Raw genomic sequence first — 22,500 nt, 5'->3', positions numbered from 1 at the left:
ACACAAATTGTTTGATATTCGATAAAGAGAGTTAGTATGCGATGAAAATCGCAAAGCGACAGAATCTAACTTATTCGGGTCTATAGCTCAGTTGGTTAGAGCGCACCCCTGATAAGGGTGAGGTCGCTGGTTCAACTCCAGCTAGACCCACCAATTTTATCCATTTTGAATTGTTAGCCTTGCTCATGTGCGATGCACACTACACAAGGCTAACAATCCAAACTGAATAAAATTCCGAGATTCTAAAGCAGCCACTAAGGTGACTGCGGGGGTGTCGGAATGCCTTAGTCTATTGGGGCTATAGCTCAGCTGGGAGAGCGCCTGCCTTGCACGCAGGAGGTCAGGAGTTCGATCCTCCTTAGCTCCACCAATACTAACACTCAGCAAAATCCAAAGGCGGATTAAGTATAGTTACTGACACATTGTAAGATTCAGTATTTATAGTTAATCCATTTTTTATGGATTAGAACGAAGACTTGGCAACAAGTCATCGTGCTCTTTAAAAATCAGTGAAGTAAACCAACGCAAATGTATCTTAGGTGATACATTGTGCTTGCCTGTTTTTTTATCCAACAAGCAAGTACAAACAATTACCGAGGGTATGCGTCTACAAGCAATGGCTGGTTGTATTGACAGTGCTCGCAAGAGGACAGAAGAAACAACTGGCTAAAGTTCAATAGTAGAAAAAGTAGTTCTTAAAAACGAGGCCACCGACGCAAGTTGGTGGTTGAATTCTTAGAAGAAAGTTACGAAAAGCGATCTTTATGTATCCATAGTCTTAACTAGCAATAGTGAGAGACAGGTATTTTCGACGCAACGACGCGAGTCGCAGCAAAACAAAAGGCCGAGAGTACTTTGTGATATATAGTCAAGAGATTAAGCGCATACGGTGGATGCCTAGGCGATAAGAGGCGATGAAGGACGTGGTAATCTGCGATAAGCTCTGACAAGGTGATAAACATCCGTTATAGTCAGAGATTTCCGAATGGGGAACCCAGCCAGTGTAAGCTGGTTATCAATATCTGAATACATAGGATATTGAGGCAAACGAGGGGAACTGAAACATCTAAGTACCCTTAGGAAAAGAAATCAATAGAGATTCCGTCAGTAGCGGCGAGCGAACGCGGAACAGCCCAAAAAGTTTAATAAGTGTTAGTGGAATGACTTGGGAAGGTCAGCCAAAGAGAGTGATAGCCTCGTACACGAAAGCACATATTAGATGAATCTGAGTAGGGCGGGACACGTGATATCCTGTCTGAATATGGGGGACCATCCTCCAAGGCTAAATACTCCTTATCGACCGATAGTGTACCAGTACCGTGAGGGAAAGGCGAAAAGAACCCCGGAGAGGGAGTGAAATAGACCTGAAACCGTGTGCGTACAAGCAGTGGGAGCAGACTTTGTTCTGTGACTGCGTACCTTTTGTATAATGGGTCAGCGACTTAATTTCAGTAGCAAGGTTAACCGAATAGGGGAGCCGTAGGGAAACCGAGTCTTAATAGGGCGCAAGTTGCTGGTATTAGACCCGAAACCGAGCGATCTAGCCATGAGCAGGTTGAAGGTGCCGTAACAGGCACTGGAGGACCGAACCCACTTATGTTGAAAAATGAGGGGATGACTTGTGGTTAGGAGTGAAAGGCTAATCAAGCTCGGAGATAGCTGGTTCTCCTCGAAAGCTATTTAGGTAGCGCCTCGTATCTTACTCCAGGGGTAGAGCACTGTTTCGGCTAGAGGGTCATACCGACTTATCAACCCGATGCAAACTCCGAATACCTGGAAGTACAATTACGGGAGACACACGGCGGGTGCTAACGTCCGTCGTGGAGAGGGAAACAACCCAGACCGCCAGCTAAGGTCCCAAAATTATTGCTCAGTGGGAAACGATGTGGGAAGGCCCAGACAGCTAGGAGGTTGGCTTAGAAGCAGCCACCCTTTAAAGAAAGCGTAATAGCTCACTAGTCGAGTCGGCCTGCGCGGAAGATTTACCGGGGCTAAGCAATATACCGAAGCTGCGGATGCCGCTATTTATAGTGTGCATGGTAGAGGAGCGTTCTGTAGGCTGATGAAGGTGTTCTGTAAGGAATGCTGGAGGTATCAGAAGTGCGAATGCTGACATAAGTAACGATAAAGGGGGTGAAAGACCCCTCGCCGAAAACCCAAGGTTTCCTGCTCTACGTTAATCGGAGCAGGGTGAGTCGGCCCCTAAGGCGAGGCAGAGATGCGTAGTCGATGGGAAACTGGTTAATATTCCAGTACTTTTTATAACTGCGATGGGGAGACGGAGAAAGCTATACCAGCCTGGTGATGGTTATCCAGGTTTAAGCCGGTAGGCATGTCACTTAGGAAAATCCGGGTGGCTTTATGCCGAGACGTGATGACGAGACACCAAGGTGTTGAAGTGGTAGATGCTCTGCTTCCAGGAAAATCCTCTAAGCTTAGGTTATAAGGAACCGTACCCCAAACCGACACAGGTGGGTGGGATGAGAATTCTAAGGCGCTTGAGAGAACTCGGGTTAAGGAACTAGGCAAATTAGCACCGTAACTTCGGAAGAAGGTGTGCCCTCCATGGTGAAGCATTTACTGCGTAAGCTGAGGAGGGTTGCAGTGAACTGGTGGCTGCGACTGTTTATTAAAAACATAGCACTCTGCGAACACGAAAGTGGAAGTATAGGGTGTGACGCCTGCCCGGTGCCGGAAGGTTAATTGATGGGGTTAGCTTCGGCGAAGCTCTTGATCGAAGCCCCGGTAAACGGCGGCCGTAACTATAACGGTCCTAAGGTAGCGAAATTCCTTGTCGGGTAAGTTCCGACCTGCACGAATGGCGTAACGATGGCCACACTGTCTCAACCCGAGACTCAGTGAAATTGAACTTGCTGTGAAGATGCAGTATACCCGCGGCTAGACGGAAAGACCCCGTGCACCTTTACTACAGCTTTGCACTGAACTTTGAACCTACTTGTGTAGGATAGCTGGGAGGCTTTGAAACCATGACGCTAGTTGTGGTGGAGCCACACTTGAAATACCAGCCTGGTATGTTTGAGGTTCTAACCTAGACCCCTTATCGGGGTTGGGGACAGTGTATGGTGGGTAGTTTGACTGGGGCGGTCTCCTCCCAAAGAGTAACGGAGGAGCGCGAAGGTACCCTAATCCTGGTCGGAAATCAGGAGGTTTGTGCAAAAGCATAAGGGTGCTTGACTGCGAGACAGACATGTCGAGCAGGTACGAAAGTAGGCTTTAGTGATCCGGTGGTTCTGTATGGAAGGGCCATCGCTCAACGGATAAAAGGTACGCCGGGGATAACAGGCTGATACCGCCCAAGAGTTCATATCGACGGCGGTGTTTGGCACCTCGATGTCGGCTCATCACATCCTGGGGCTGTAGCCGGTCCCAAGGGTATGGCTGTTCGCCATTTAAAGTGGTACGCGAGCTGGGTTTAGAACGTCGTGAGACAGTTCGGTCCCTATCTGCCGTGGGCGTTGGAGAATTGAGAGGAGCTGCTCCTAGTACGAGAGGACCGGAGTGGACGAACCTCTGGTGTTCCGGTTGTCACGCCAGTGGCATTGCCGGGTAGCTACGTTCGGAACTGATAAACGCTGAAAGCATCTAAGCGTGAAGCAGGCCTCAAGATGAGTTCTCCCTGACACTTTAAGTGTCCTAAAGGGTCGTTGAAGACTACGACGTTGATAGGTTGGGTGTTGAAGTGCAGTAATGCATGAAGCTAACCAATACTAATTGCCCGTGAGTCTTGACTATATATCGCAAAAGTACTTTCGAATAAGAGATTGTTTGAGAGAATTACATTCTACAGAATGAATTAAGGCTTTAGCGTATACCCAAAGATACGGTTGTTACCGAGTACCAAGGGTAACGATAACGACCAGCGTTGGGCGGTTTGATAACCGCCTGAGAAGTTTACTTCCAATATTCGAGCGAGGGGCGAAGCGCAAGCTAGCCTCTTACTCCACCGCCTTTCCTGGCGGCCATAGAGACATGGAACCACCCGATCCCATCCCGAACTCGGAAGTGAAACGTGTCATCGCCGATGATAGTTTGGGAGTTCCCATGCGAAAGTAGGTCACTGCCAGGGTTTAATACGGCTTGCACTGAAAAGTGCCAAGCTAAGAAGAAGCCCCTGAGTCTCACGACTCAGGGGCTTTTTTTTGTGCGAAAGAAAAGATGCAAGAAAAAGACTAAAAGAAAGTAAGCGCTTAACCATCTAGCGTTATTCAAAAAATATCTCCCCTGCCTCATAATCAATCCATCGATTAATTATGAGGCACATCAATGAAACCAGAAACCCAAGCCAACTCAAAACAATTTTGGCAAGACCACGTTAATCAATGGAATGAAAACAGTATCAGCCAGGCATCCTATTGTCAGGAACATGGGCTACCCATCAAACGTTTTGGCTATTACAAGCGTAAGTTGCTGGGTGCAACAACGCAAACCAGTGCGATGACAAAGGGGAATGGTTTTATTCAACTATCTTCCCCGACACACTATTCAGCCCGCACCTCAGCATTAATTGTAGAATTACCCAATCAGCTACGCATTGAAGGGGTGACTGCCGATAATGTACAGCTGGTAAAACAATTAGCAGGATTGTTCCAATGAAGTCAGCCATACTTCCATCACTCAGCCTGCCACAGGTGTATCTCTATCTGAAGCCTGTTGATTTTCGTAAAAGTTTTATTGGCCTCAGTGCCATTGTTGAATGTGAATTAGGTCATAATCCTTTTGCAGGCCATCTGTATGCCTTTACCAATCGTCAGCGTAATAAAATTAAATGCCTCTTCTGGGATAATACCGGTTTTGTACTCTATTACAAAAGTCTCTCAGAAGAAAAGTTCAATGGCCAAAGGGTGAAGATGACCTGATGAATATCACCGGACAACAAATCAACTGGCTATTAGACGGCTATGATATCAGTGTCATGAAACCGCATAAGAAATTGCATTATGAGTCTGTATTTTAAGTACTTTTAGTCTATTTTTTGTTATAATAAAGCCATGCAAAACAAGGCTGAATCCACAAAAACGACTCTATATTTTCCGCTTTTTCACACGCGGACAAGAATGAATTGTTGAGTGTCATTGAACAGAAAAACCACCGTATAAAAATACTGGAAGAAGCCCTTCGTCTGGCTCGTAGTAAACGCTTTGCACCCAGCAGTGAAAAAAGTGATGGTCAGGAACGCTTATTTGATGAAGCTGAGCAGGCGGCTGACGATGAGGGGCTCCCTGAACCTAAAACCACTTCGCCTAAGAAGAAAAAAAAAACAGGCAGGAAGCCTTTCTCAAAGACTATTCCAAGAGTCCCTGTCTTCATCGATCTGACAGATGAAGAAAAAGCCGGTGCCATTGAGGTTTTTTACACTAAAGTCAGAGAAGAGCTGGATATCATTCCAGCTAAAGTCCAAATACTGGAATACTTCCAGGAAAAAGCCGTCTTTGCAGGCACCAATGACACAGACAGTCGTTCAATGAAAGCTGCGGTCATGCCAAAACATCCATTACCTAAATCAATGGGCAGTATTCACCTGATGGCACACATCATTATCTCAAAATATGCCGATGGTTTGCCTCTGTATCGAATGGAAGGCATATTATCACGCTATGGCGGCGATATAACCCGAGCCACCATGGCCAATTGGGCTATTAAACTGGCTCATCAGTTCCAGCCGCTCATCAACCTCATGCGAGAACATCAACTGTCGGGTGACATCATCCAAATGGATGAAACGGTGCTCAAAGTATTAAAAGAGCCGGGACTCAGTGCTCATTCGAACAAATACATGTGGGTCAGTCGTGGCGGGCCACCTGGACAACCCAGTGTGCTGTTTGAATACGATCCTTCTCGTAAGAAGGAAGTACCACTGCGCCTGCTTGATGGCTTTAGCGGCTATCTGCAAACCGATGGCTATGCCGGTTACAATGCCGTGTGTGCACAAAATAATGCCACATCGGTCGGCTGCTGGGATCACACTCGCCGTAAATTCAAAGATTCTCAGACGGCACAACCAAAGAAAAAGAGCAATCAAAAGCCTACAAAAGCCGATGTGGCACTGGCCCATATCAATAAGCTGTATTTAATTGAGCGTGAGATAAAAGAAGCCAGTGTTAATGAAAAATTTAAGGTTCGTCAGAAACAGAGCCTGCCGCTTCTTGAGAAAATAAGAACATGGGTCGATAACACCCTGGGCAAAGTGCCGAACGACAGCTTGACAGGAAAAGCACTCACCTATATTGATAATCAATGGCCTAAGCTGACTGTTTATTGTGAAGATGGTCGGTTGAATATCAGTAATGTGCTGGCAGAAAATGCTATCCGTCCATTCTGCGTGGGTAGAAAGGCCTGGTTATTTTCAGATACGCCAAAGGGTGCACATGCCAGTGCAGTTCATTATAGTTTTATTGAAACCGCTAAGGCCAATGATATTGAGCCATATGCGTATATGGTCTATGTATTAACCCAATTACCTTATGCGGATACGGTTGAAAAGCTGGAAGCATTGCTTCCCTGGAATTTTAAAAAATCAGAATTGGAAAAGGTAAAGAACGCTGTTCGTTAAGCGCTTACAAAAGAAAAGCAGGGTTGATCCTAAAATAATCAGTGCATAAGGCGGTCGCAGTAGGTTCAACTGATTATTTTAGGTTAAATTAAATACTATTTTACTTTTTAGGTATATTTAATCGATTGCGTTTTTCCCATAATGTTTTTCTACTAATACCTAATTTTTTTGCTAATTCTGTTTCTGTTTGTCGAGTGTTTTCATTTAAAAAATGAACCAAGTATTCGTCAAGAGATAAACTAGGAGTAGAATTATTTATATGTGCCTTGGTATTTTGAATAGGCTTTTTTTCAAATAATGCAATATGTTCAAGTGTAAGTTCATTACCATCGCTAAGAATTAAAGCGCGTTCAATAATATTTTGCATCTCACGTATATTGCCTGGCCAATTGTATTGTTGAAAACTTTCTAAAACTTGAGATGAAAATTTGACCTTCGTACGCGCTTGTTTGTTGGCGGTTTCAAATAATATGTGATTAGCTAATTTGTTTATGTCACTGCCACGGTCTTTTAGAGGTGGTAGCTTGATATCAAACACATTAAGGCGAAAGAATAAATCAGAGCGAAATAGTTTATCTTCAACCATTTGGGGTAAATTTCTATGAGTTGCTGCAATAAGCCGTATATCGACATGACGGGTCTGAGTTGAGCCTACACGGCGAACTTCGCTTTCTTGCAAAACACGTAATAGGCGTGCTTGTACATCAAGTGATAGTTCACCAATTTCATCAAGAAAAAGTGTTCCACCATTAGCCGCTTCAATAAGGCCGGGATGATCTTGATGAGCACCAGTGAACGCGCCCTTACTATAACCAAATAATTCAGACTCTATTAAATTATTAGCTATGGCGGCACAATTGATACTAATGAGTGCTGAAGCTTCTCGTAGGCTATATTGATGAATAGCTCTTGCAACAAGCTCTTTTCCTGTCCCAGTTTCACCTAAAATGAGTATCGAGGTGTCCATTGGTGCCACTTTATGTATTTGTTGATTTATCTTTTGCATTGCTGGGCAATCACCAATCATACCTGACACGGTATGAGTTTTTGCGATTTCTTTTTTTAGAGCAGAGTTTTCTAAACTGAGGTGACGTTCATGGAGAATTCTTTTGATCATAAGCAGTAATTCTGAATGATCAAATGGTTTGGATATATAATCTATAGCGCCTATTTTCATTGCATCAACTGCAGAACTGACACTCGCATAGCTCGTCATTATTATTATTGGAATATTGGTGAATTGTTTAATAAGTGAAGTACCCGGTTCACCGGGTAAGCGTAAATCTGATAGTATCAGATCAAATGCCTTATCTTTTATTAATATAATTGCATCTTCAACACTTTCAGCAGTGTTCACTTGAAAATTATTTTTTCTAATAATCTTTTTATTGAGTCTCTGATAATTTTTTCATCATCGACGACTAATATTGTATTCATGAATAGCTTCTATTTAAATTAAATGAATAAGGCAGGATTTATTAGGTGCATTTGGGCAGACTAATAAAAAATATGCAGCCTTGTTTTATGCCATTTTCTATATTATCTTCAACTTTAATGTCACCTATCTGGCGTCAACTACCTTGTCCGGTTGGCGACAATTAGCTTGGCCGGTTTCTAATTTATTATTTTATTCATAGTGAGTTTTTTACAATCGATTATTCTCCTTTAATTGTCTGCTCTTCTTTTTAACTTGATTTTTCTTTAGTCGCTGCTCTTGATCTGGCTCTAGGGCGAAAAGCGACCGATGTGCGGGTTTTGCTCTTGCACGAGGCCACTTTGAGCTTTTTGGCTTTTCGCCCGCTCTATGCTTTTTATCTTGCTTTTAAAATGTTCAGCTATCAATGAGTTAGCCATTAATCTAAGCCTTTCATCGCTTGTTTTCTACGATAACTGTCGCCTTCAATTTGATAAATAGACGCATGATGAATGAGTCGGTCAATGGCAGCCACTGTCATCATATTGTCAGTGAAGATACTATCCCATTCACTGAAAGCCTGGTTTGAGGTAATGAGCAAGCTATTGCGTTCATATCGGTGCGCAATTAATTCAAATAGTACCTGGCTTTCACTATTGGTTTTTTTGACATAGCCAATATCATCAAGAATAAGTAACTCATATTTATCCAGCTTTTTCAGTTCAAATTCCAGAGATAACGCTTCTTTTGCCTTTTGAAGCATTTGCACCAATGAAGTGCTGCTCATGAATTTAACCCGCACTGATTGCTCGATGAGTGCGTAACCAATAGCGGCGGCTAAATGCGTTTTCCCCAGACCACTGGCACCAAATAAAAGCAGATTATGTCCTTGCCTGAGCCAGTTTAACTGAGTGATTTTTTGTTTGAGCTGTTGGGCTGTCACACCGGTTATTTCATTAAAGTCATACTGTGATAACTGTTTACCAATGGGTAGTTTGCTTTCTCTTAATAAGCGCTTTAATTTATTGTCATGCCGGTAACTGGTTTCTAATTCACATAAATGGGCTAAAAATAATTCAGGCTCCCAATCTAATTCAATGGCTTTTTGTGAAACCTGCTGCCATTGTTTGACCATGGTCGTTAAACGTAATTCTTTGAGTAAAAACGGTAAACTTTGTGCATTGGCCATATTAATTCCCCAGTAATACATTGTAGGTCGATAAGTCATGTTGCTGACTGGTGTACTGAGGTCTATCAACCGACATGGGCGCAAAAAAGTCACGGCACGCTTTGATGGAAACTCGACTGCCGGCTTCTAACGAGGCTAAGACAAAACGACCCAGCGCTGCTTCACAATCATAGGCATCGGCAATGGACAGCAAGCTCGCCATATAACGGCAATCATCATCATGAATGCCCGTTTGTTTGAGATTTTCCCAAATCAGGGTGAAATCACCTTCTGGGACAATATCATCTCGGTAAGCCGATGATTTAAAGGCATTGGGCTTTTTGGCTAACGAGTGAATGATATGTTTATAATTGATTGAACGCGAACGGATATGGCGGTGTGCATAAATACGCTTTAAACTTAAGGTCAATTCATGACCATAGAAACAATCTAAATGTTGATCATAAATATGGATCAATAACGTGGTACCAATCAATCGGGAGGGTACGGTATAAGTGACTCGTTTAACTGAAATGGTACTCCTTGTGGTGACTTTAACATAGAGCTCACTAAAGCCATTGGTGCGGCGGCTGGGAAGCGGTTTTAAGTGTGCTTTTTCTTCATTAAATCGTGTTTTACAGCGTATGTTTATTTGGCGAACGATGTCATCAATAAAGGCTTCATAATCCAATAAGGCGGTAAAATCTCGACTGCCACGAAGGAGTAGCTTTTGTTCGATTCGGCGTTTTAAATGACCATTAGGGGATTCAATGGCTCCATTTTCATGGGCAATGCCTTTATTGTTTCGAGTGGCTTTTATACCATAGTATTGACATAATTTTTCATAACGCTCGGTCAGCTTTTCTTGTTCATAATGATTGTTAAATGCAGCACTTAGGCTATCGGTTCGGTGGCTTACAGGGACACCGCCTGATTGCCATAGCGCATTTTGTAAGCCTGAAGAAAGAGATTCAAAGCTCTCTCCACCTAAGACAACTTGAACATAAGTCCAGCCACTATAAACCAATCGGTAGTGATAAAGTTTGTGTTTAAACTCTTCTCCGTCAATCGTGATTTTAAGCTCATTAGCCCAGGTGTAATCTGAAATACCCATATCACCGGCAATGTGTTTTTGTTGAAAAATAACTTCTTGCTCCGGTCCTTCCTGAGCACGCCAGCGTTTGACTCGGCGTTGCAGTGTTCTTAGGTGAGTGTTGTCAAATTGACCGGGTTCTAGCTCTTCCAGTGCTTCTAATAAGGTAATGGGCTGTAGTTTGGGCTCAATCTCAAGTAAGGGCACTAAATGTTGTTCAAAAGCACCATTTAAGGGATCTTTTCGAGTTTTGTACTGTCTGGGCTGTGTGGTGCCGCCGGGGTGCTTACCTGTATCAATACGTCGCGCTGATCTTTCTGAAAATCCTGCTTTGGCTGCTGATGAAGCTTGAGTGTGATTCGGTTGTTTTCGATGTGACATGTATAACTTGACCTGTTCTTGGGTAATTGATTTTCCAGACATAAAAATCCTTCTCGATTAATGTGTCTGGAGTGTATCAAACCGGCCAAGCTAGTTGTCGCCGACCGGACAAGTTAATTGTCGCCTAATAGTCACCACCATGATCGTGAACGATATTGTAAACAATGGATAATCCGAGTCCCATACCATCTCCGGCATTTTTAGTGGTAAAAAAAGGTTCGAACAAACGCTTTTTATTTTTTTCAGAAATACCTTTACCCTGATCGATGACTTTGATTAGAATCGTTTCTCCATCATGATAATTCTGATTAATTTCTTCGGATGAACGTATAATAATTGTGTCATTATTTTCTGAGGCATCACAAGCATTGTTTAAAAGATTGATAAAAACTTGCACTAGTTGTTGTTGATCACCACTGACAATGTGCCGAGAGCTACATTGGTTATCAAAGGCCTGATGTTTGGCTTTATGACTTAAAGTGACAAGGTGAATGGCATCATCAAAGCATTTTTTAACGGGCACAGGTTTTTTCGGTGGGGCTAAATAGTTACCACTGCGTGAAAAGCTGGAAAGAGACTGAATAATCGTTGTAATGCGTCGGGTTTGATTGAGTATGTCTTCAAGATGATGGGCTAAATGTGTTTGTAAATAGTCGCTATCATCTTCTGCTAATAAATTTTGAGTGACAGATGCAATACCAGTGACAGGATTACCAATTTCATGAGCGACACCAGCCGCTAATCGGCCTATCGAAGCTAAACGTTCACTATGGGCTAGTCTGTTTTCTAGTTCTTGAAGATCGCTTAAATCTTCAACCAATAAGACGATGCCATTAGATTCTGTATTTGTAGTATGTTGTTCATTGTTTAGGTGTAGTGAATGAGCAGAAGCAGTGATTAGAGAGGATTTATGTAAGTTAAAAATACGTATGCTGTGATCGAGTTTTACTTGAATTTTGCGTAATTGCTGTTCATCACCATGGACAAAGCCATAGAATAACTCACCCAATGGCGAAGGAAGACTTTGTATTTTTTCACCAAGGATTTGTTTGGCAGAAATGCCTGATAATGTTTCAATGGCTTTGTTCCAATTGAGTACTTCACCATTGAGGCCGATGGAACATACACCCAAAGGTAAATCCTGCAAGACCTGACGGTGGTAACGACGCATATCATCCAGTTCTCCAGCAACGCCTTCAAGACGGGTTTTTGAATCTTCTAATTTATTCTCCATAAAGCGGAAACTTTTGGCAAATATATCACGGGTATCATGATCAAGTGTCAATTGTTCATTGATAACGACTTTAGCAAGTAATGGACCGATTAGTCCTGATAAATTACGTTCAATTTTTTCTCTTAATTGTCTTAAACGCAGTGGGTGAGTATCGTGTTGATTCATTTGTAAATCATTGAGCGCACGTTCCACTTCATGAGCAGACATTTTGTTACCGAGCATCTCACCTAATTGAGTTTTAATTTGAGCCACAGAGCGTAGCACCATTGAACCTTTGGGTGGTGTGAGTGATGTGGAGCAGCAATTAATAGCATTTTCCATTTCTGCCTGGCTGGCCTTGGTCAATAATGATACGACAATAAATAAAATAAAATTGGCTGATAGAGACCAAAAAGTGATTGCACCCCATTTGTCATCACTTAGAATAATATTGTTTAGCGGCATGAAATATTTTCCAAATAAGCCTTGTCCAAATAATTCTTGTTCAAATAATAGGGGCAAAATAAGTGTATAAGCCCAGATTACGGTACCGGTAAACAAACCGGCAAGAAGTCCCTTGCGATTAGCACCATGCCAAAATAATAGGCCAATCGTGCCAGGTAAAAACTGTGCTACGGCAACAAATGAAATCAGTCCTAATTGTGCCAGACCTTGATGACCTGATAAAAGTAAATTAAAAGTAAAGCCCGCCATAATAATAATGGCAATGATAATGCGTCTGCCTTGTAATAAACGTTTATAAATATTAGTTTCATCAGAAATCGTATGCAGAAAAGTTAAGGGTAGGACGAAATGGTTCATGACCATTGCAGCCAATGCCAATGTAGTTACGATCATCATGGCACTGGCAGCGGATAAACCGCCGATAAAAGTAATCAGTGGTAATAAATTGTGTTCACTGTGCAGGGTGATACCTAGCACATAGAAATCAGCTGTGGTATTGGTTTGCATATATTGCCCAGCCCAAAGAATAATGGGAATAGGGAGATTTATGAGTAGCAATAATAAAGGGAAAGCCCAGCTTGCCGTTTGAATGGATTTACTATCAAAATTTTCTGTGATGCCCATATGAAATTGGCGTGGCAGAAATAGAGCAGCAGTGAAGGAAATAAAAATAAGGCTATTCCATGAGCCATCTAAAATAGGCCGCATGAGTTCTTCTTGTTTATGTGGATTTTCAATGAGCCATTGTTGTAGGCCGGAAAAACCATCAAAAACACCAAATAATGCAAATATGCCAACGCTTAATAAGGCAAACAATTTGACTATTGATTCAAAGGCAATAGCAACCACCAAGCCTTCATGTTTTTCACGTGCAGAACTATGACGGGCACCAAAAAGGATGGCAAATAAAATCAATGTGACGCAAAAGCCTAGGGCAATCATCATCGGTGTTGCTTCATGGGTTAATACTTGCATAGACTGGGTGACGGCATTAATTTGTAGGGCGATATAGGGCAATGTTCCCATTAGCATAAAAAGAGTCACGACAATGCCTACCAATTGGCTTTGATAGCGAAATGCAAATAAATCGGCCAGGGAAGTTAATTGGCGTTCTTTAGATAACTTTAAAATGGGTGAAAAAAGTATAGGAGAGAGTAAGTAAGCGAGGGTTACACCAAGGTAAATGGTTAAAAAGCTATAGCCCTGACGTTCAGCAAAGCCCACACTGCCATAAAAACTCCAAGAAGTCGCATAAACACCCAGGGATAAAGAGTAGGTCAGTGGATTATGGGCGAGACGACTGAAACCTGGTTTGTTATCGACTACCCAAGCGATAACAAATAATAAAGCCAGATAGCCTACACCGGTAACAAATAATTGCCATAATTCAAAGTCCATAGCTAGGATTCCTGACGATTAAGCCAGCGGTATAAAAAATAGGTCAGTGCGATAATAAAAAACCAGATTATATAAGGAGTGTACCAGGCTAATTGTGGTGAGGCCCAAAATAGCCGTGCCGGGGAGCAAAGTAAGAATAGACCGGCTATAAATAATAAGATGACCCGATCAGTAAATATTTTGTGTGTAGGTTGTTTCATAGCACTAAGTATAGCTGATATGTTACGAAATGTAACATTGTTTGTCCTTGTGATGAATAATGATATAATGAAATTCTAAGATAATTCTATTGTCTGGCTAATAAAAATAATGAGGCTAATTTGAAAAAATTAAAACACTTATTCGTTGCAAATCAGAACTGGGCAAATGAAAAAAAACAACAGGATCCTGAATTTTTTACCCGCTTATCAAAACTACAAGCCCCAGAATATTTATGGATCGGTTGTTCTGATAGTAGGGTGCCAGCCAATCAAATTACTAATCTGCAACCCGGCGAAGTGTTTGTGCATCGCAATATTGCCAATGTTGTGGTACATACTGATTTAAACTGTTTATCGGTTATTCAGTATGCAGTCGATGCTTTAGAAGTAAAACATATTATTGTTTGTGGGCATTATGGTTGTGGTGGCATTAAAGCTGCGATGGATGATCAGGAGCATGGCTTAATTGATAATTGGTTACGTCATATTAAAGATGTTTATCGCTTTAATGAGGATAAATTTGACGGGCTGAACGAAACAGATAAATTAGACTTACTGTGTGAATTGAATGTAAAAGAACAGGTCAATAATATTTGTAATACGACAGTCGTGCAAAAAGCTTGGAAAGAAGGTAAAGAATTATCCGTACATGGCTGGATTTATAGTATTGAAAATGGCATTTTAAAAGATCTGGACACCTGTGTGAGTTCAGGAAAAGAATAATAATTGCTTACGATTTTTTCTGTTTGAATAATATGCTCATGACTGCACCGGCTTGTTGATCAACTTCTGTTTTTATATCAGCCATTTTATCGCTGGATAAGCCGGTTAATTCCCAACATAGAGGCTTTACTTTCAGCGTTTCTTCACTAATAGGGATTTGCGCTAAGGCATTTTGCGTTATTGCTGAGGCGATGTGAACGATGGCTGTTTCTATCTTAAAACGATCAGATTTTTCAGGCTCAATATGAAACTCAGTAATTTCTTGTAAACTTTCAGGGAGTTTCCATTCACGCATTAATTCCGCACCCAACTGAGCATAATCAAAACTGAGTATTTCTCGCTCGCTAATAGGTAGGCTAATATTTTTCTCGGTAGCAAGTTCAGCAGCACGTAGTGCCTCTTCAGGTATTTTTTGATACATAATTAAATGACCAAGATTATGCAATAAGCCGCCGACAAAAGAGCGTTGTGTATCTAAATCCTGACAATAATAGGCGAGTAGTCTTGCGGTGACTGCGCAATAAACACCATTGAACCAGAAGTCATAGATATTGAAACAATCATTATCAAAACCAGAAAAACTATCGATCACAGCAGTGGCTAGAACTAAATCATGCACTTGTTGCGTGCCTAATAAATTAATGGCCCGAGTGATGGTGTCAACTTTTGCAACTAGACCAAAAAAAGGACTGTTGACGAGTTTGAGTAAACGTGCCGTGAGTGCAGGATCATAGGATATGATTTCAGCGACATCAGCCATGGATGAGTCCGGGGAGTCGATGACTTTTTTTAATGATAAGATAACTATTCTCTATATCATCGAGAATGCTTGTTTGTTTAATTTTTCGTTTTCGTTTGTGCGTTTTTTGTTGTTTTTTGTAAGTTGCTTGTGAACGACTTTTTAATTGTGCCTGAATCTTCTGGCGTTTTTTATTGGGAGCTAAATTAATAGCCTGGTTAATACGCAGTTTAGCTGTTTTATAATATTTTCTTTCAATGGCTTGTAATGTTAATAATGTTAAGCCCTGTGCAAGCTGTTCCGATTCTTTTATCAGCTCAGCAAGTTCGTCTTGAAATACTTGATTTCTTGGGTCAGTCTTTTGTTTTTCCTTATAAAGAGGTATGGCTTCTACCATCCATTGTGCTTTTTCGAGTAAAATTCTTTTTTCAATAAGCGCTAAGGCTTGTTCTTGCTGTTGAATAAAATATTTTTCTGTATAGCCGAGCAATCTATTGTCATTTTTATCCTTATAGGGATATTTTTGCTTAGCTTCATCAATGAGATCAAGTGCCTTAGCCCATTGCTTGTTGCGGATATAAGCTTTAACCTGAATATCAATCTGTTGTTCATATTCACCCGCCTGAATGATTAAACTCGATTTTCTCTGTTGTAATAATGAATGCTGAGGATGAGTTTTCTTAACATAATTCAAGGTCGAAAATGCCTTGCCATATTCATTTTCTGCGGACCAAACATCTATTTGAGTTAAAATGTCATCTTGTTTTGAGGCGACAAAAGCAGTGCCACAAGCACTTAAAGAGCTAATAACAAAGAGTGAGATCAATGTTTGAAATATACGCATATTATGCTTCACTGAGTTCATGATTAATTAATTTTTCCATATTTCTTGTGAGGTTAATTTGCACTTTATTAATACAGGATTTAACTCGGTAAATGGTCACCGGTTCATCATGGCCACGTATTTTTATCTCACCCTTTTTGTCTACGTTAAAAGCATTTTTTATGCCTGGCCTTTCTAACATAGTTTCTGAAATAATCACTTCATTGTTTTTTGCACAGCCTGCAAGACGTGACGCCAAATTGACTGCATCACCAATCACAGTGTATTCCATTCTTTGCTTTGAACCCATATTGCCCGCTAGCATTAAACCGCTATTCGCAGCGATATGAAAGTTCACAGGAATTTTCTTGCTTGCACTACGTTGCTTATTTAAGGTAGTAATGATTTTTTCAATCAGCAAGGCGCAAGCAATTGCCTGAAATGAATGATGCTCATCTTCTTTGGGCACACCAAACACCAACATGACACAATCACCCATGTATTTATCAACATGGCCGCCATAAATGCCTGCTGCCTGAGAAATATAGGCGAAATAATCATTGAGCAATTCATTGGTTTTTTCTGGTTGCATGGTTTGTGATAGTTTCGTGAAGCCAATAATATCAACAAATAAGACACTAGCATCCACCTGTTGACCACCCAGATTAACACTTTCCAGATTGCCCAGAATTTCCTGTGCAACAGAGGGCGAAAGATAGCGTGAAAAAGCTTTTTCAACGGACTCTTTTTTTAATAAGCCAGCAGCCATAATATTTAATGAGCGCATTAGAATACCAAATTCATCATTACGCCGCTCATCAAATCGGGTTTTATAATCACCCTTTGAAATTGCATCACTGGCATCTACAAGGGCTTTAATCGGCAAGGATAACCGCTTGCCGAGATAAAAAGCTAAAATAATACTGAATATAATTAAAATAATCGTGGTTATCGCAATGGTATACAGTGTTTTGTTTCTCGCCTGAATTAATAAGCTTTGATCGAAGGTCAATAAAACATAGCCTATGGTCACATTTTGATAACTTACGGTGCTGATATAGGTTAAATAAGGTTGCTGCTCAGCAATAAAGTCTTGCCAAAACGTGGGCCTAGCCTCTCGCTCGCGATCAGATTTCGCAGACGGCTCATCAGGCAACCAGCGCATTACTACAACATGAGATTTTGAATCAGGAAATTGCAGTTTCGCAGGAATCAAACCGGACTGACCATGGGCTTTTTTTTCTTCTGTGTAAAAACCAATGCCTTGGATTTCTTTGTACTGAGCAATATTTTTCACTAGCACATCAATATCCAGCACATTGGAGGTCAAAAAACCATCCGTCACCGAGGCAGACAATTGATGAATCAAGATATTAGCATAGGCATGCATCTGCTTTTCCAGCAGTTTATTTTGATCATGAATAATAAGACCGCCCAGTAATAACATACCTGTGACTATAAGCAATACCATGGCGAGGGCAAGTTTATGGGCAAAGGGAAAACTAACTTTTTGCATAGAATATTTTGCTCAATAAGCGGATAAAGCCCCGGGGTAACCCAAAGATTTGAAAATGACACTATCTCTACAGCGTCAATCGAGTAATAATTTTCCGTGTTACACCTTGATTTTAGTATAAATAAGCCTCATTTCAAAGTATTCGTAGATCATGCAGGATAAAGACATTGGAACAATATAGAGGCACAACAATTCTTTCGGTACGTCGCGGTAACCAAGTGGTTATCGGTGGTGACGGACAGGTTTCATTGGGTAATACCGTAATGAAAGGCAATGCCCGTAAGGTTCGTCGTTTGTTTCACGGCAAAGTGATTGCCGGTTTTGCAGGCGGTACTGCCGATGCCTTTACCCTCTTTGAACGCTTTGAAGCCAAACTAGAAAAACATCGCGGCCAATTAGTCCGCGCAGCAGTTGAACTAGCAAAAGACTGGCGTACAGAGCAGTCTTTGCGCAAATTAGAAGCCCTACTAGCCGTTGCTGATCAAACAGCCTCTTTGATCATTACCGGTAATGGTGATGTCATCGAACCGGAAGAAGGACTTATGGCGATTGGCTCTGGTGGCCCCTATGCACAATCTGCAGCGCGTGCCTTAATTGATAATACTGATTTAAGTGCTCAGGAAATTGTTGAAAAAGGACTCACGATTGCAGGTGATATCTGCATTTATACCAACTACAACCATACCATTGAAGTGCTGGACATCGAAGAGCCCAACACTTAATCAGGCACTAAAGAGCAGTCACAGCCCATGCTTAGTTTCGCAATAGATTTAGAATAGGAGTTTATAGAGTCAATGTCGCACATGACACCCAGAGAAATTGTTCAGGAATTGGATAAACACATCATCGGCCAAGCCGATGCTAAACGTGCTGTGGCCATTGCCTTGCGTAATCGCTGGCGTCGTAGTCAGGTGGACGAGCCCCTATGCAGTGAAATAACACCTAAGAATATCTTGATGATTGGCCCCACAGGTGTGGGTAAAACAGAAATTGCCCGTAGATTAGCCCGTTTGGCAAATGCGCCATTCATTAAAATTGAAGCGACTAAATTCACCGAAGTCGGTTATGTGGGTCGTGATGTTGAGTCTATCATCCGCGATCTATTAGATGTATCGATTAAAATGACTCGCGAACAAGCGATGCAAAAAGTCCAGAACCGTGCCATGGATGCTGCTGAGGAACGAATTTTAGATATTTTATTGCCACCCGCACGTGGCAGTGATAGCAGTAATAGCAGTGATGATTGGCAAGATGATTCCTCATCCGCTAAGCAATCGGACTCTAGCTCTAACACCACCCGCCAAAAATTCCGTAAAATGTTGCGTGAAGGTAAGTTGGACGATAAAGAAATTGAAATTGAAGTGAGCGCACCCAGTGTCGGTGTGGAAATCATGGCTCCGCCTGGCATGGAAGAAATGACCAATCAACTACAGGGCATGTTCCAGAATTTAGGTAGCAATGGCAAGACCAAACGACGCAAGTCGCTGGTTAAAGATGCCATGAAAGTGCTGACCGAAGAAGAAGCCGCTAAGTTAATCAACGATGAAGAAACCAAGCAATTGGCAGTCACCAATGTTGAACAACATGGCATTGTCTTTTTGGATGAAATTGACAAAATTGCCACACGCAGTGAGACTCGTGGACCCGAAGTTTCCCGTGAAGGCGTGCAACGTGATTTACTGCCCTTAGTGGAAGGTAGCACGGTTTCCACCAAACATGGCATGATTAAAACCGATCATATTTTATTTATCTGCTCCGGTGCTTTTCATCTGTCCAAGCCCTCGGATCTGATCCCGGAACTACAAGGCCGCTTGCCCATTCGAGTCGAGTTAAGCGCTTTGGATGTCAATGATTTCAGCCGTATTCTGGTTGAACCCGATGCCTCTCTCACCGAGCAATACATTGCCCTCATGAAAACTGAAGACCTAGCACTGACTTTTGAAGACAGTGCCATCGAGCGCATTGCAGAAGTCGCTTTCACGGTCAATGAATCGACCGAAAACATTGGTGCTAGACGCTTACACACCATTATGGAACGCTTATTAGAGACTGTCTCTTATGATGCCTCAGAAAAACCAGGCGAGAGTCTGAGCATTGATGGTGCATACGTTGATAAGCAACTAGGCGAACTGGCTGTCGATGAAGATCTGTCACGCTATATTTTATAACCGAATAGAGTAAATATTATGTCCGAAAACAAAACACCTACACCTACCCCTACTGAGATTAATTTGCACCAGAAATCTCATGAATTAGAAATTGCCTTTGATGATGGCAGTCGTTTTCATTTTTCCAGTGAATTTTTACGTGTCCACTCACCCTCTGCCGAAGTAAGAGGTCATGCGCCTGGTGAAGAAACACTGCAAGTTGGCAAAGAAAACGTCAATATAAAAAATCTTGAGCCGATAGGTAACTATGCCATCATTATCGTGTTTACCGATGGCCATGACACCGGCATTTATTCCTGGGATTTATTTTATGAATACGGTAAAAATCAAGAAAAAATGTGGCAGGATTATTTACAGAAGCTAAAAAATGCAGGGCATGAGCGCAAGCTTAACTAGAGTCCATCCATTTATTGCATCCGGTCGAGTTAGGCCGTAGGGTGGGCACGTTTTTTTGTGCCCACGCTGAAATTGTGAATAAGCCTATTTACGAATGGACACATAATAGGAATAAATGACTATTGATGATGCGCTTCGTGCCTCAGCACATCCTACAGGCTCAAATTCAAGTTTATAAGTTTTTTGGGTAATTTTTTGATCTCAAAAGCACTCTTTTTTATAATACTATTTGTAAATGAAGCATATAATAGTGTATCTTGAAATACTTATAGAAGCCTCGCCTCTTATACCCGTGATATATTCTTAGATAACATGCATGTCTCTAAGGATTTTATTTAATCAATTGTACAATTTTAAGGAGATAGTCATGTCCGAAGCTGGGATCACCAAGCCTCTCAATATGACGGAACGTCAAACTACCATTGAAGAGTTCACCAACTTTTGTCAGGCCGAAAAAGAGCGCCAAATGAACTCTGGAGTCGATTTTGATGAAAATGCCTTTGAAAAAGCCAAAGAACTGACCTTAAACAAATTACAAATTCTTGAAGACGAGGGCTGGGTATGATTATTCACAGCATTAATGCCACTAATGTCCTTAAATATGAAGCATTGAACTTTGATAACTTACCAGAAGAAGGCGTTATTGCCATCAGTGGTTTTAATGAATCCGGTAAAAGCACCATTGGTGAAACCATTTGTTTTGCCTTATTTGGACGCACCTTCTCCATTGATGATAGCCATCTGGATAAAATTATTCGCTGGGGTGCAAGCGCCTGTACGGTCACCATTCAATTCAGCAATCATAAAGCAGACAGCCCCAGTGAAGAGCGCTATGCGATTACCCGTATGCTGGATTGTGATGGCAACCATTCGGCCAAACTTTATAAAGTCTATAATGAAGAAAACCCCATTGCCCGTGGTATTGATCGAGTTGAAGAAGCATTATTTGAAATAACCTCGGTTGAGTTTGAAGAGTTTATTGAGTCGTTTTATCTGGCGCAACGAGAAATCACTACGCCGCACCCACATAGTTATGCACTTAAAACCATGGCCGGCATTGCCACTATGGAATATTGTGACGAAGGCATACAAGAAGATATCGCAGATGACTCTGAGGCCTGCGAAGCACTGAATGAACAAATATCAGCGCTTAAAGAGGATATTGAGCATGTTGAATTAGATGAAGCACATCTGGGCAATCTGACCACTCAACATGATGCTGCCTTAGAAGCCAAAGCTAAAACCGATGAAACATTGGCTAATTATCAAAACGCCATCGAAGAATACAATAATACCCGCCCTAAACTCAGTGCCTATACGAGTAAAAAAGATCGTGCTGGCTTTTGGCGTTTTATCTTTTTGCTCATTGCCACAGCATCCTTCAGCCTTTGGTGGATACTGATGAAGATGACTGATAGCACTTTGTATACGCAAGTCACCGATTTGTTACAAAGCAATTTACCCCAATTTGCCAGCGAGCATTACCCTTATCTACTTTATGCAGGCGGCCTAGCCACATTCTTGTTTTTAGCTTTCTGGGCAGCCATTATCAGCCATCGAGGCAATATTGAACGTCTCAGTGTGGCTGGCAAAGACTTAGCCGAAAAAATGCAAGCCTTGAATGAAGCGGCCAATGATGATCGCCAACAGCAGATTAACCTCGTTGCAAATTCTCAAATGATTGAAAAGCAGCTTAAAAAGGCCACCGAAGAAGATATTACTCGCTTGAATGAGCAACAGGATAGCCAAGCCGGTGAAATTAGTAAGCTGTCAGCAGAACTGTTGCTAGAGCGTGAGCGTGTGGCTCAAGTGGAAGTTTTGCAGAAGAAAATAGATGACTTTAATGCTCAGATTGATGAAAAAGAAGCGCGTAATAAGATCCGCGAATTATCCATCCAATTATTAGATGGGGCAACACGCCATTTATCCAAGCGTTTTAATCATATTATTCGTGATCATGTCGGTAAAACACTGCCCTTATTCACTGAAAATCGCTATGAACACCTGCAAATTGATGATGATTTAACGGTACGCGTCTTTTCCAATGAGAAGCATGATTTCATGGAATTGGATGAAATTTCCAGCGGTACACAACGGCAAATTATGCTGGCCGTACGTTTGGCACTCTCACAGGAAATGGTCAGTCGTAAAGTCCATAGCCAGCAATTCTTGATCCTCGATGAGCCTTTTGCCTTCTTTGATGAAGAACGCACTGAACGCTCACTCGCAGTT

The 22,500-nt window shown here is 41.7% G+C and carries 17 protein-coding genes, 2 tRNA genes and 2 rRNA genes; 14 read left to right on the top strand and 7 right to left on the bottom strand.

Going from position 1 to position 22,500, the window contains the following annotated elements; genetic code table 11:
* Positions 1-76 precede the first annotated feature (76 nt).
* From JEU79_RS00105 to tnpC, 8 genes are all read left to right on the top strand, one after another.
* Positions 77-153 (top strand) — tRNA-Ile (locus tag JEU79_RS00105).
* A 141-nt stretch (positions 154-294) separates the two neighbouring features.
* Positions 295-370: transfer RNA gene (locus tag JEU79_RS00100), tRNA-Ala, on the top strand.
* Positions 371-866: 496 nt separating this feature from the next.
* Positions 867-3,753, top strand: a 23S ribosomal RNA gene (locus JEU79_RS00095).
* A gap of 219 nt (positions 3,754-3,972) precedes the next feature.
* Positions 3,973-4,087, top strand: a 5S ribosomal RNA gene (gene rrf / locus JEU79_RS00090).
* Positions 4,088-4,284: 197 nt separating this feature from the next.
* Positions 4,285-4,614: an IS66 family insertion sequence element accessory protein TnpA gene (gene tnpA / locus JEU79_RS00085; RefSeq protein ID WP_198262442.1), complete on the top strand. Its 330-nt coding sequence runs from the start codon at positions 4,285-4,287 to the stop codon at positions 4,612-4,614.
* Positions 4,611-4,877, top strand: a complete 267-nt coding sequence (tnpB, locus tag JEU79_RS00080) for an IS66 family insertion sequence element accessory protein TnpB (RefSeq protein ID WP_198262441.1) — start codon at positions 4,611-4,613, stop codon at positions 4,875-4,877. The genes tnpA and tnpB overlap by 4 nt, the downstream gene beginning before the upstream one ends.
* Complete coding sequence (locus JEU79_RS00075; RefSeq protein WP_198262440.1) at positions 4,877-4,975, top strand: IS66 family insertion sequence element accessory protein TnpB; 99 nt, start codon at positions 4,877-4,879, stop codon at positions 4,973-4,975. Before tnpB ends, JEU79_RS00075 begins: the two co-directional genes overlap by 1 nt.
* A 105-nt stretch (positions 4,976-5,080) precedes the next feature.
* Positions 5,081-6,571 carry an IS66 family transposase gene (tnpC, locus tag JEU79_RS00070; RefSeq protein ID WP_246539855.1) on the top strand — a complete coding sequence of 497 codons (1,491 nt, stop codon included), beginning with the start codon at positions 5,081-5,083 and terminating at the stop codon, positions 6,569-6,571.
* Between the two features lie 100 nt (positions 6,572-6,671).
* Here tnpC and JEU79_RS00065 read toward each other — a convergent pair whose 3' ends face one another.
* The 4 genes from JEU79_RS00065 to JEU79_RS00050 all read right to left on the bottom strand — a co-directional run bounded on the left by JEU79_RS00065 (position 6,672) and on the right by JEU79_RS00050 (position 13,703).
* A complete protein-coding gene (locus JEU79_RS00065; protein ID WP_343074922.1) occupies positions 6,672-7,928 on the bottom strand; it encodes a sigma-54-dependent transcriptional regulator in 1,257 nt (418 codons plus the stop codon).
* 496 nt (positions 7,929-8,424) lie between these two features.
* Positions 8,425-9,174, bottom strand: a complete 750-nt coding sequence (gene istB, locus JEU79_RS00060) for an IS21-like element helper ATPase IstB (RefSeq protein WP_198265779.1) — start codon at positions 9,172-9,174, stop codon at positions 8,425-8,427.
* 1 nt (position 9,175) lies between these two features.
* Positions 9,176-10,669: an IS21 family transposase gene (istA, locus tag JEU79_RS00055; protein ID WP_198262439.1), complete on the bottom strand. Its 1,494-nt coding sequence runs from the start codon at positions 10,667-10,669 to the stop codon at positions 9,176-9,178.
* Between the two features lie 82 nt (positions 10,670-10,751).
* Positions 10,752-13,703, bottom strand: coding sequence for an ATP-binding protein (locus tag JEU79_RS00050; protein WP_198262438.1), 2,952 nt, complete (start codon positions 13,701-13,703; stop codon positions 10,752-10,754).
* Between the two features lie 320 nt (positions 13,704-14,023).
* On the opposite strand from JEU79_RS00050, the gene can reads away from it, so the two are divergent.
* Positions 14,024-14,626, top strand: coding sequence for a carbonate dehydratase (gene can / locus JEU79_RS00045; protein ID WP_198262437.1), 603 nt, complete (start codon positions 14,024-14,026; stop codon positions 14,624-14,626).
* Between the two features lie 7 nt (positions 14,627-14,633).
* Here can and JEU79_RS00040 read toward each other — a convergent pair whose 3' ends face one another.
* Genes JEU79_RS00040 through JEU79_RS00030 form a run of 3 tightly spaced genes read right to left on the bottom strand, consistent with a single transcriptional unit; the run spans position 14,634 to position 17,704 of the window.
* Positions 14,634-15,386, bottom strand: coding sequence for an HDOD domain-containing protein (locus tag JEU79_RS00040; RefSeq protein ID WP_198265778.1), 753 nt, complete (start codon positions 15,384-15,386; stop codon positions 14,634-14,636).
* Positions 15,379-16,230 carry a hypothetical protein gene (locus JEU79_RS00035; protein WP_198262436.1) on the bottom strand — a complete coding sequence of 284 codons (852 nt, stop codon included), beginning with the start codon at positions 16,228-16,230 and terminating at the stop codon, positions 15,379-15,381. The genes JEU79_RS00040 and JEU79_RS00035 overlap by 8 nt, the downstream gene beginning before the upstream one ends.
* Positions 16,211-17,704, bottom strand: coding sequence for an adenylate/guanylate cyclase domain-containing protein (locus JEU79_RS00030; RefSeq protein WP_198262435.1), 1,494 nt, complete (start codon positions 17,702-17,704; stop codon positions 16,211-16,213). The genes JEU79_RS00035 and JEU79_RS00030 overlap by 20 nt, the downstream gene beginning before the upstream one ends.
* A 167-nt stretch (positions 17,705-17,871) precedes the next feature.
* Between JEU79_RS00030 and hslV the strand changes: the two genes are divergently transcribed.
* The 5 genes from hslV to JEU79_RS00005 form a co-directional block, all read left to right on the top strand.
* Positions 17,872-18,426, top strand: a complete 555-nt coding sequence (gene hslV / locus JEU79_RS00025; RefSeq protein ID WP_198262434.1) for an ATP-dependent protease subunit HslV — start codon at positions 17,872-17,874, stop codon at positions 18,424-18,426.
* 72 nt (positions 18,427-18,498) lie between these two features.
* On the top strand, positions 18,499-19,872 hold the full coding sequence (gene hslU, locus JEU79_RS00020) for an ATP-dependent protease ATPase subunit HslU (protein WP_198262433.1): 1,374 nt from the start codon (positions 18,499-18,501) through the stop codon (positions 19,870-19,872).
* An 18-nt stretch (positions 19,873-19,890) separates the two neighbouring features.
* Complete coding sequence (locus JEU79_RS00015; RefSeq protein WP_198262432.1) at positions 19,891-20,268, top strand: gamma-butyrobetaine hydroxylase family protein; 378 nt, start codon at positions 19,891-19,893, stop codon at positions 20,266-20,268.
* A gap of 367 nt (positions 20,269-20,635) precedes the next feature.
* Positions 20,636-20,833, top strand: coding sequence for a nodulation protein E (locus JEU79_RS00010; protein WP_198262431.1), 198 nt, complete (start codon positions 20,636-20,638; stop codon positions 20,831-20,833).
* The coding region (locus tag JEU79_RS00005; protein WP_198262430.1) for an AAA family ATPase at positions 20,830-22,500 on the top strand (1,671 nt) is incomplete at its 3' end. The genes JEU79_RS00010 and JEU79_RS00005, both read left to right, overlap by 4 nt.

The organism is sulfur-oxidizing endosymbiont of Gigantopelta aegis (genome assembly GCF_016097415.1).
Taxonomy (GTDB): domain Bacteria; phylum Pseudomonadota; class Gammaproteobacteria; order GRL18; family GRL18; genus GRL18.
This window is presented reverse-complemented; position numbering and strand designations above follow the sequence as displayed.

Excerpts from the sequence above, each read along its gene's own strand:
- tnpA (WP_198262442.1), top strand. The coding sequence starts at position 4,285 with ATGAAACCAGAAACCCAAGCCAACTCAAAACAATTTTGGCAAGACCAC.
- tnpB (WP_198262441.1), top strand. The coding sequence starts at position 4,611 with ATGAAGTCAGCCATACTTCCATCACTCAGCCTGCCACAGGTGTATCTC.
- JEU79_RS00075 (WP_198262440.1), top strand. The coding sequence starts at position 4,877 with ATGAATATCACCGGACAACAAATCAACTGGCTATTAGACGGCTATGAT.
- istB (WP_198265779.1), bottom strand. The coding sequence starts at position 9,174 with ATGGCCAATGCACAAAGTTTACCGTTTTTACTCAAAGAATTACGTTTA.
- istA (WP_198262439.1), bottom strand. The coding sequence starts at position 10,669 with ATGTCTGGAAAATCAATTACCCAAGAACAGGTCAAGTTATACATGTCA.
- JEU79_RS00050 (WP_198262438.1), bottom strand. The coding sequence starts at position 13,703 with ATGGACTTTGAATTATGGCAATTATTTGTTACCGGTGTAGGCTATCTG.
- JEU79_RS00040 (WP_198265778.1), bottom strand. The coding sequence starts at position 15,386 with ATGGCTGATGTCGCTGAAATCATATCCTATGATCCTGCACTCACGGCA.
- JEU79_RS00035 (WP_198262436.1), bottom strand. The coding sequence starts at position 16,230 with ATGAACTCAGTGAAGCATAATATGCGTATATTTCAAACATTGATCTCA.
- JEU79_RS00030 (WP_198262435.1), bottom strand. The coding sequence starts at position 17,704 with ATGCAAAAAGTTAGTTTTCCCTTTGCCCATAAACTTGCCCTCGCCATG.
- hslU (WP_198262433.1), top strand. The coding sequence starts at position 18,499 with ATGTCGCACATGACACCCAGAGAAATTGTTCAGGAATTGGATAAACAC.
- JEU79_RS00015 (WP_198262432.1), top strand. The coding sequence starts at position 19,891 with ATGTCCGAAAACAAAACACCTACACCTACCCCTACTGAGATTAATTTG.
- JEU79_RS00010 (WP_198262431.1), top strand. The coding sequence starts at position 20,636 with ATGTCCGAAGCTGGGATCACCAAGCCTCTCAATATGACGGAACGTCAA.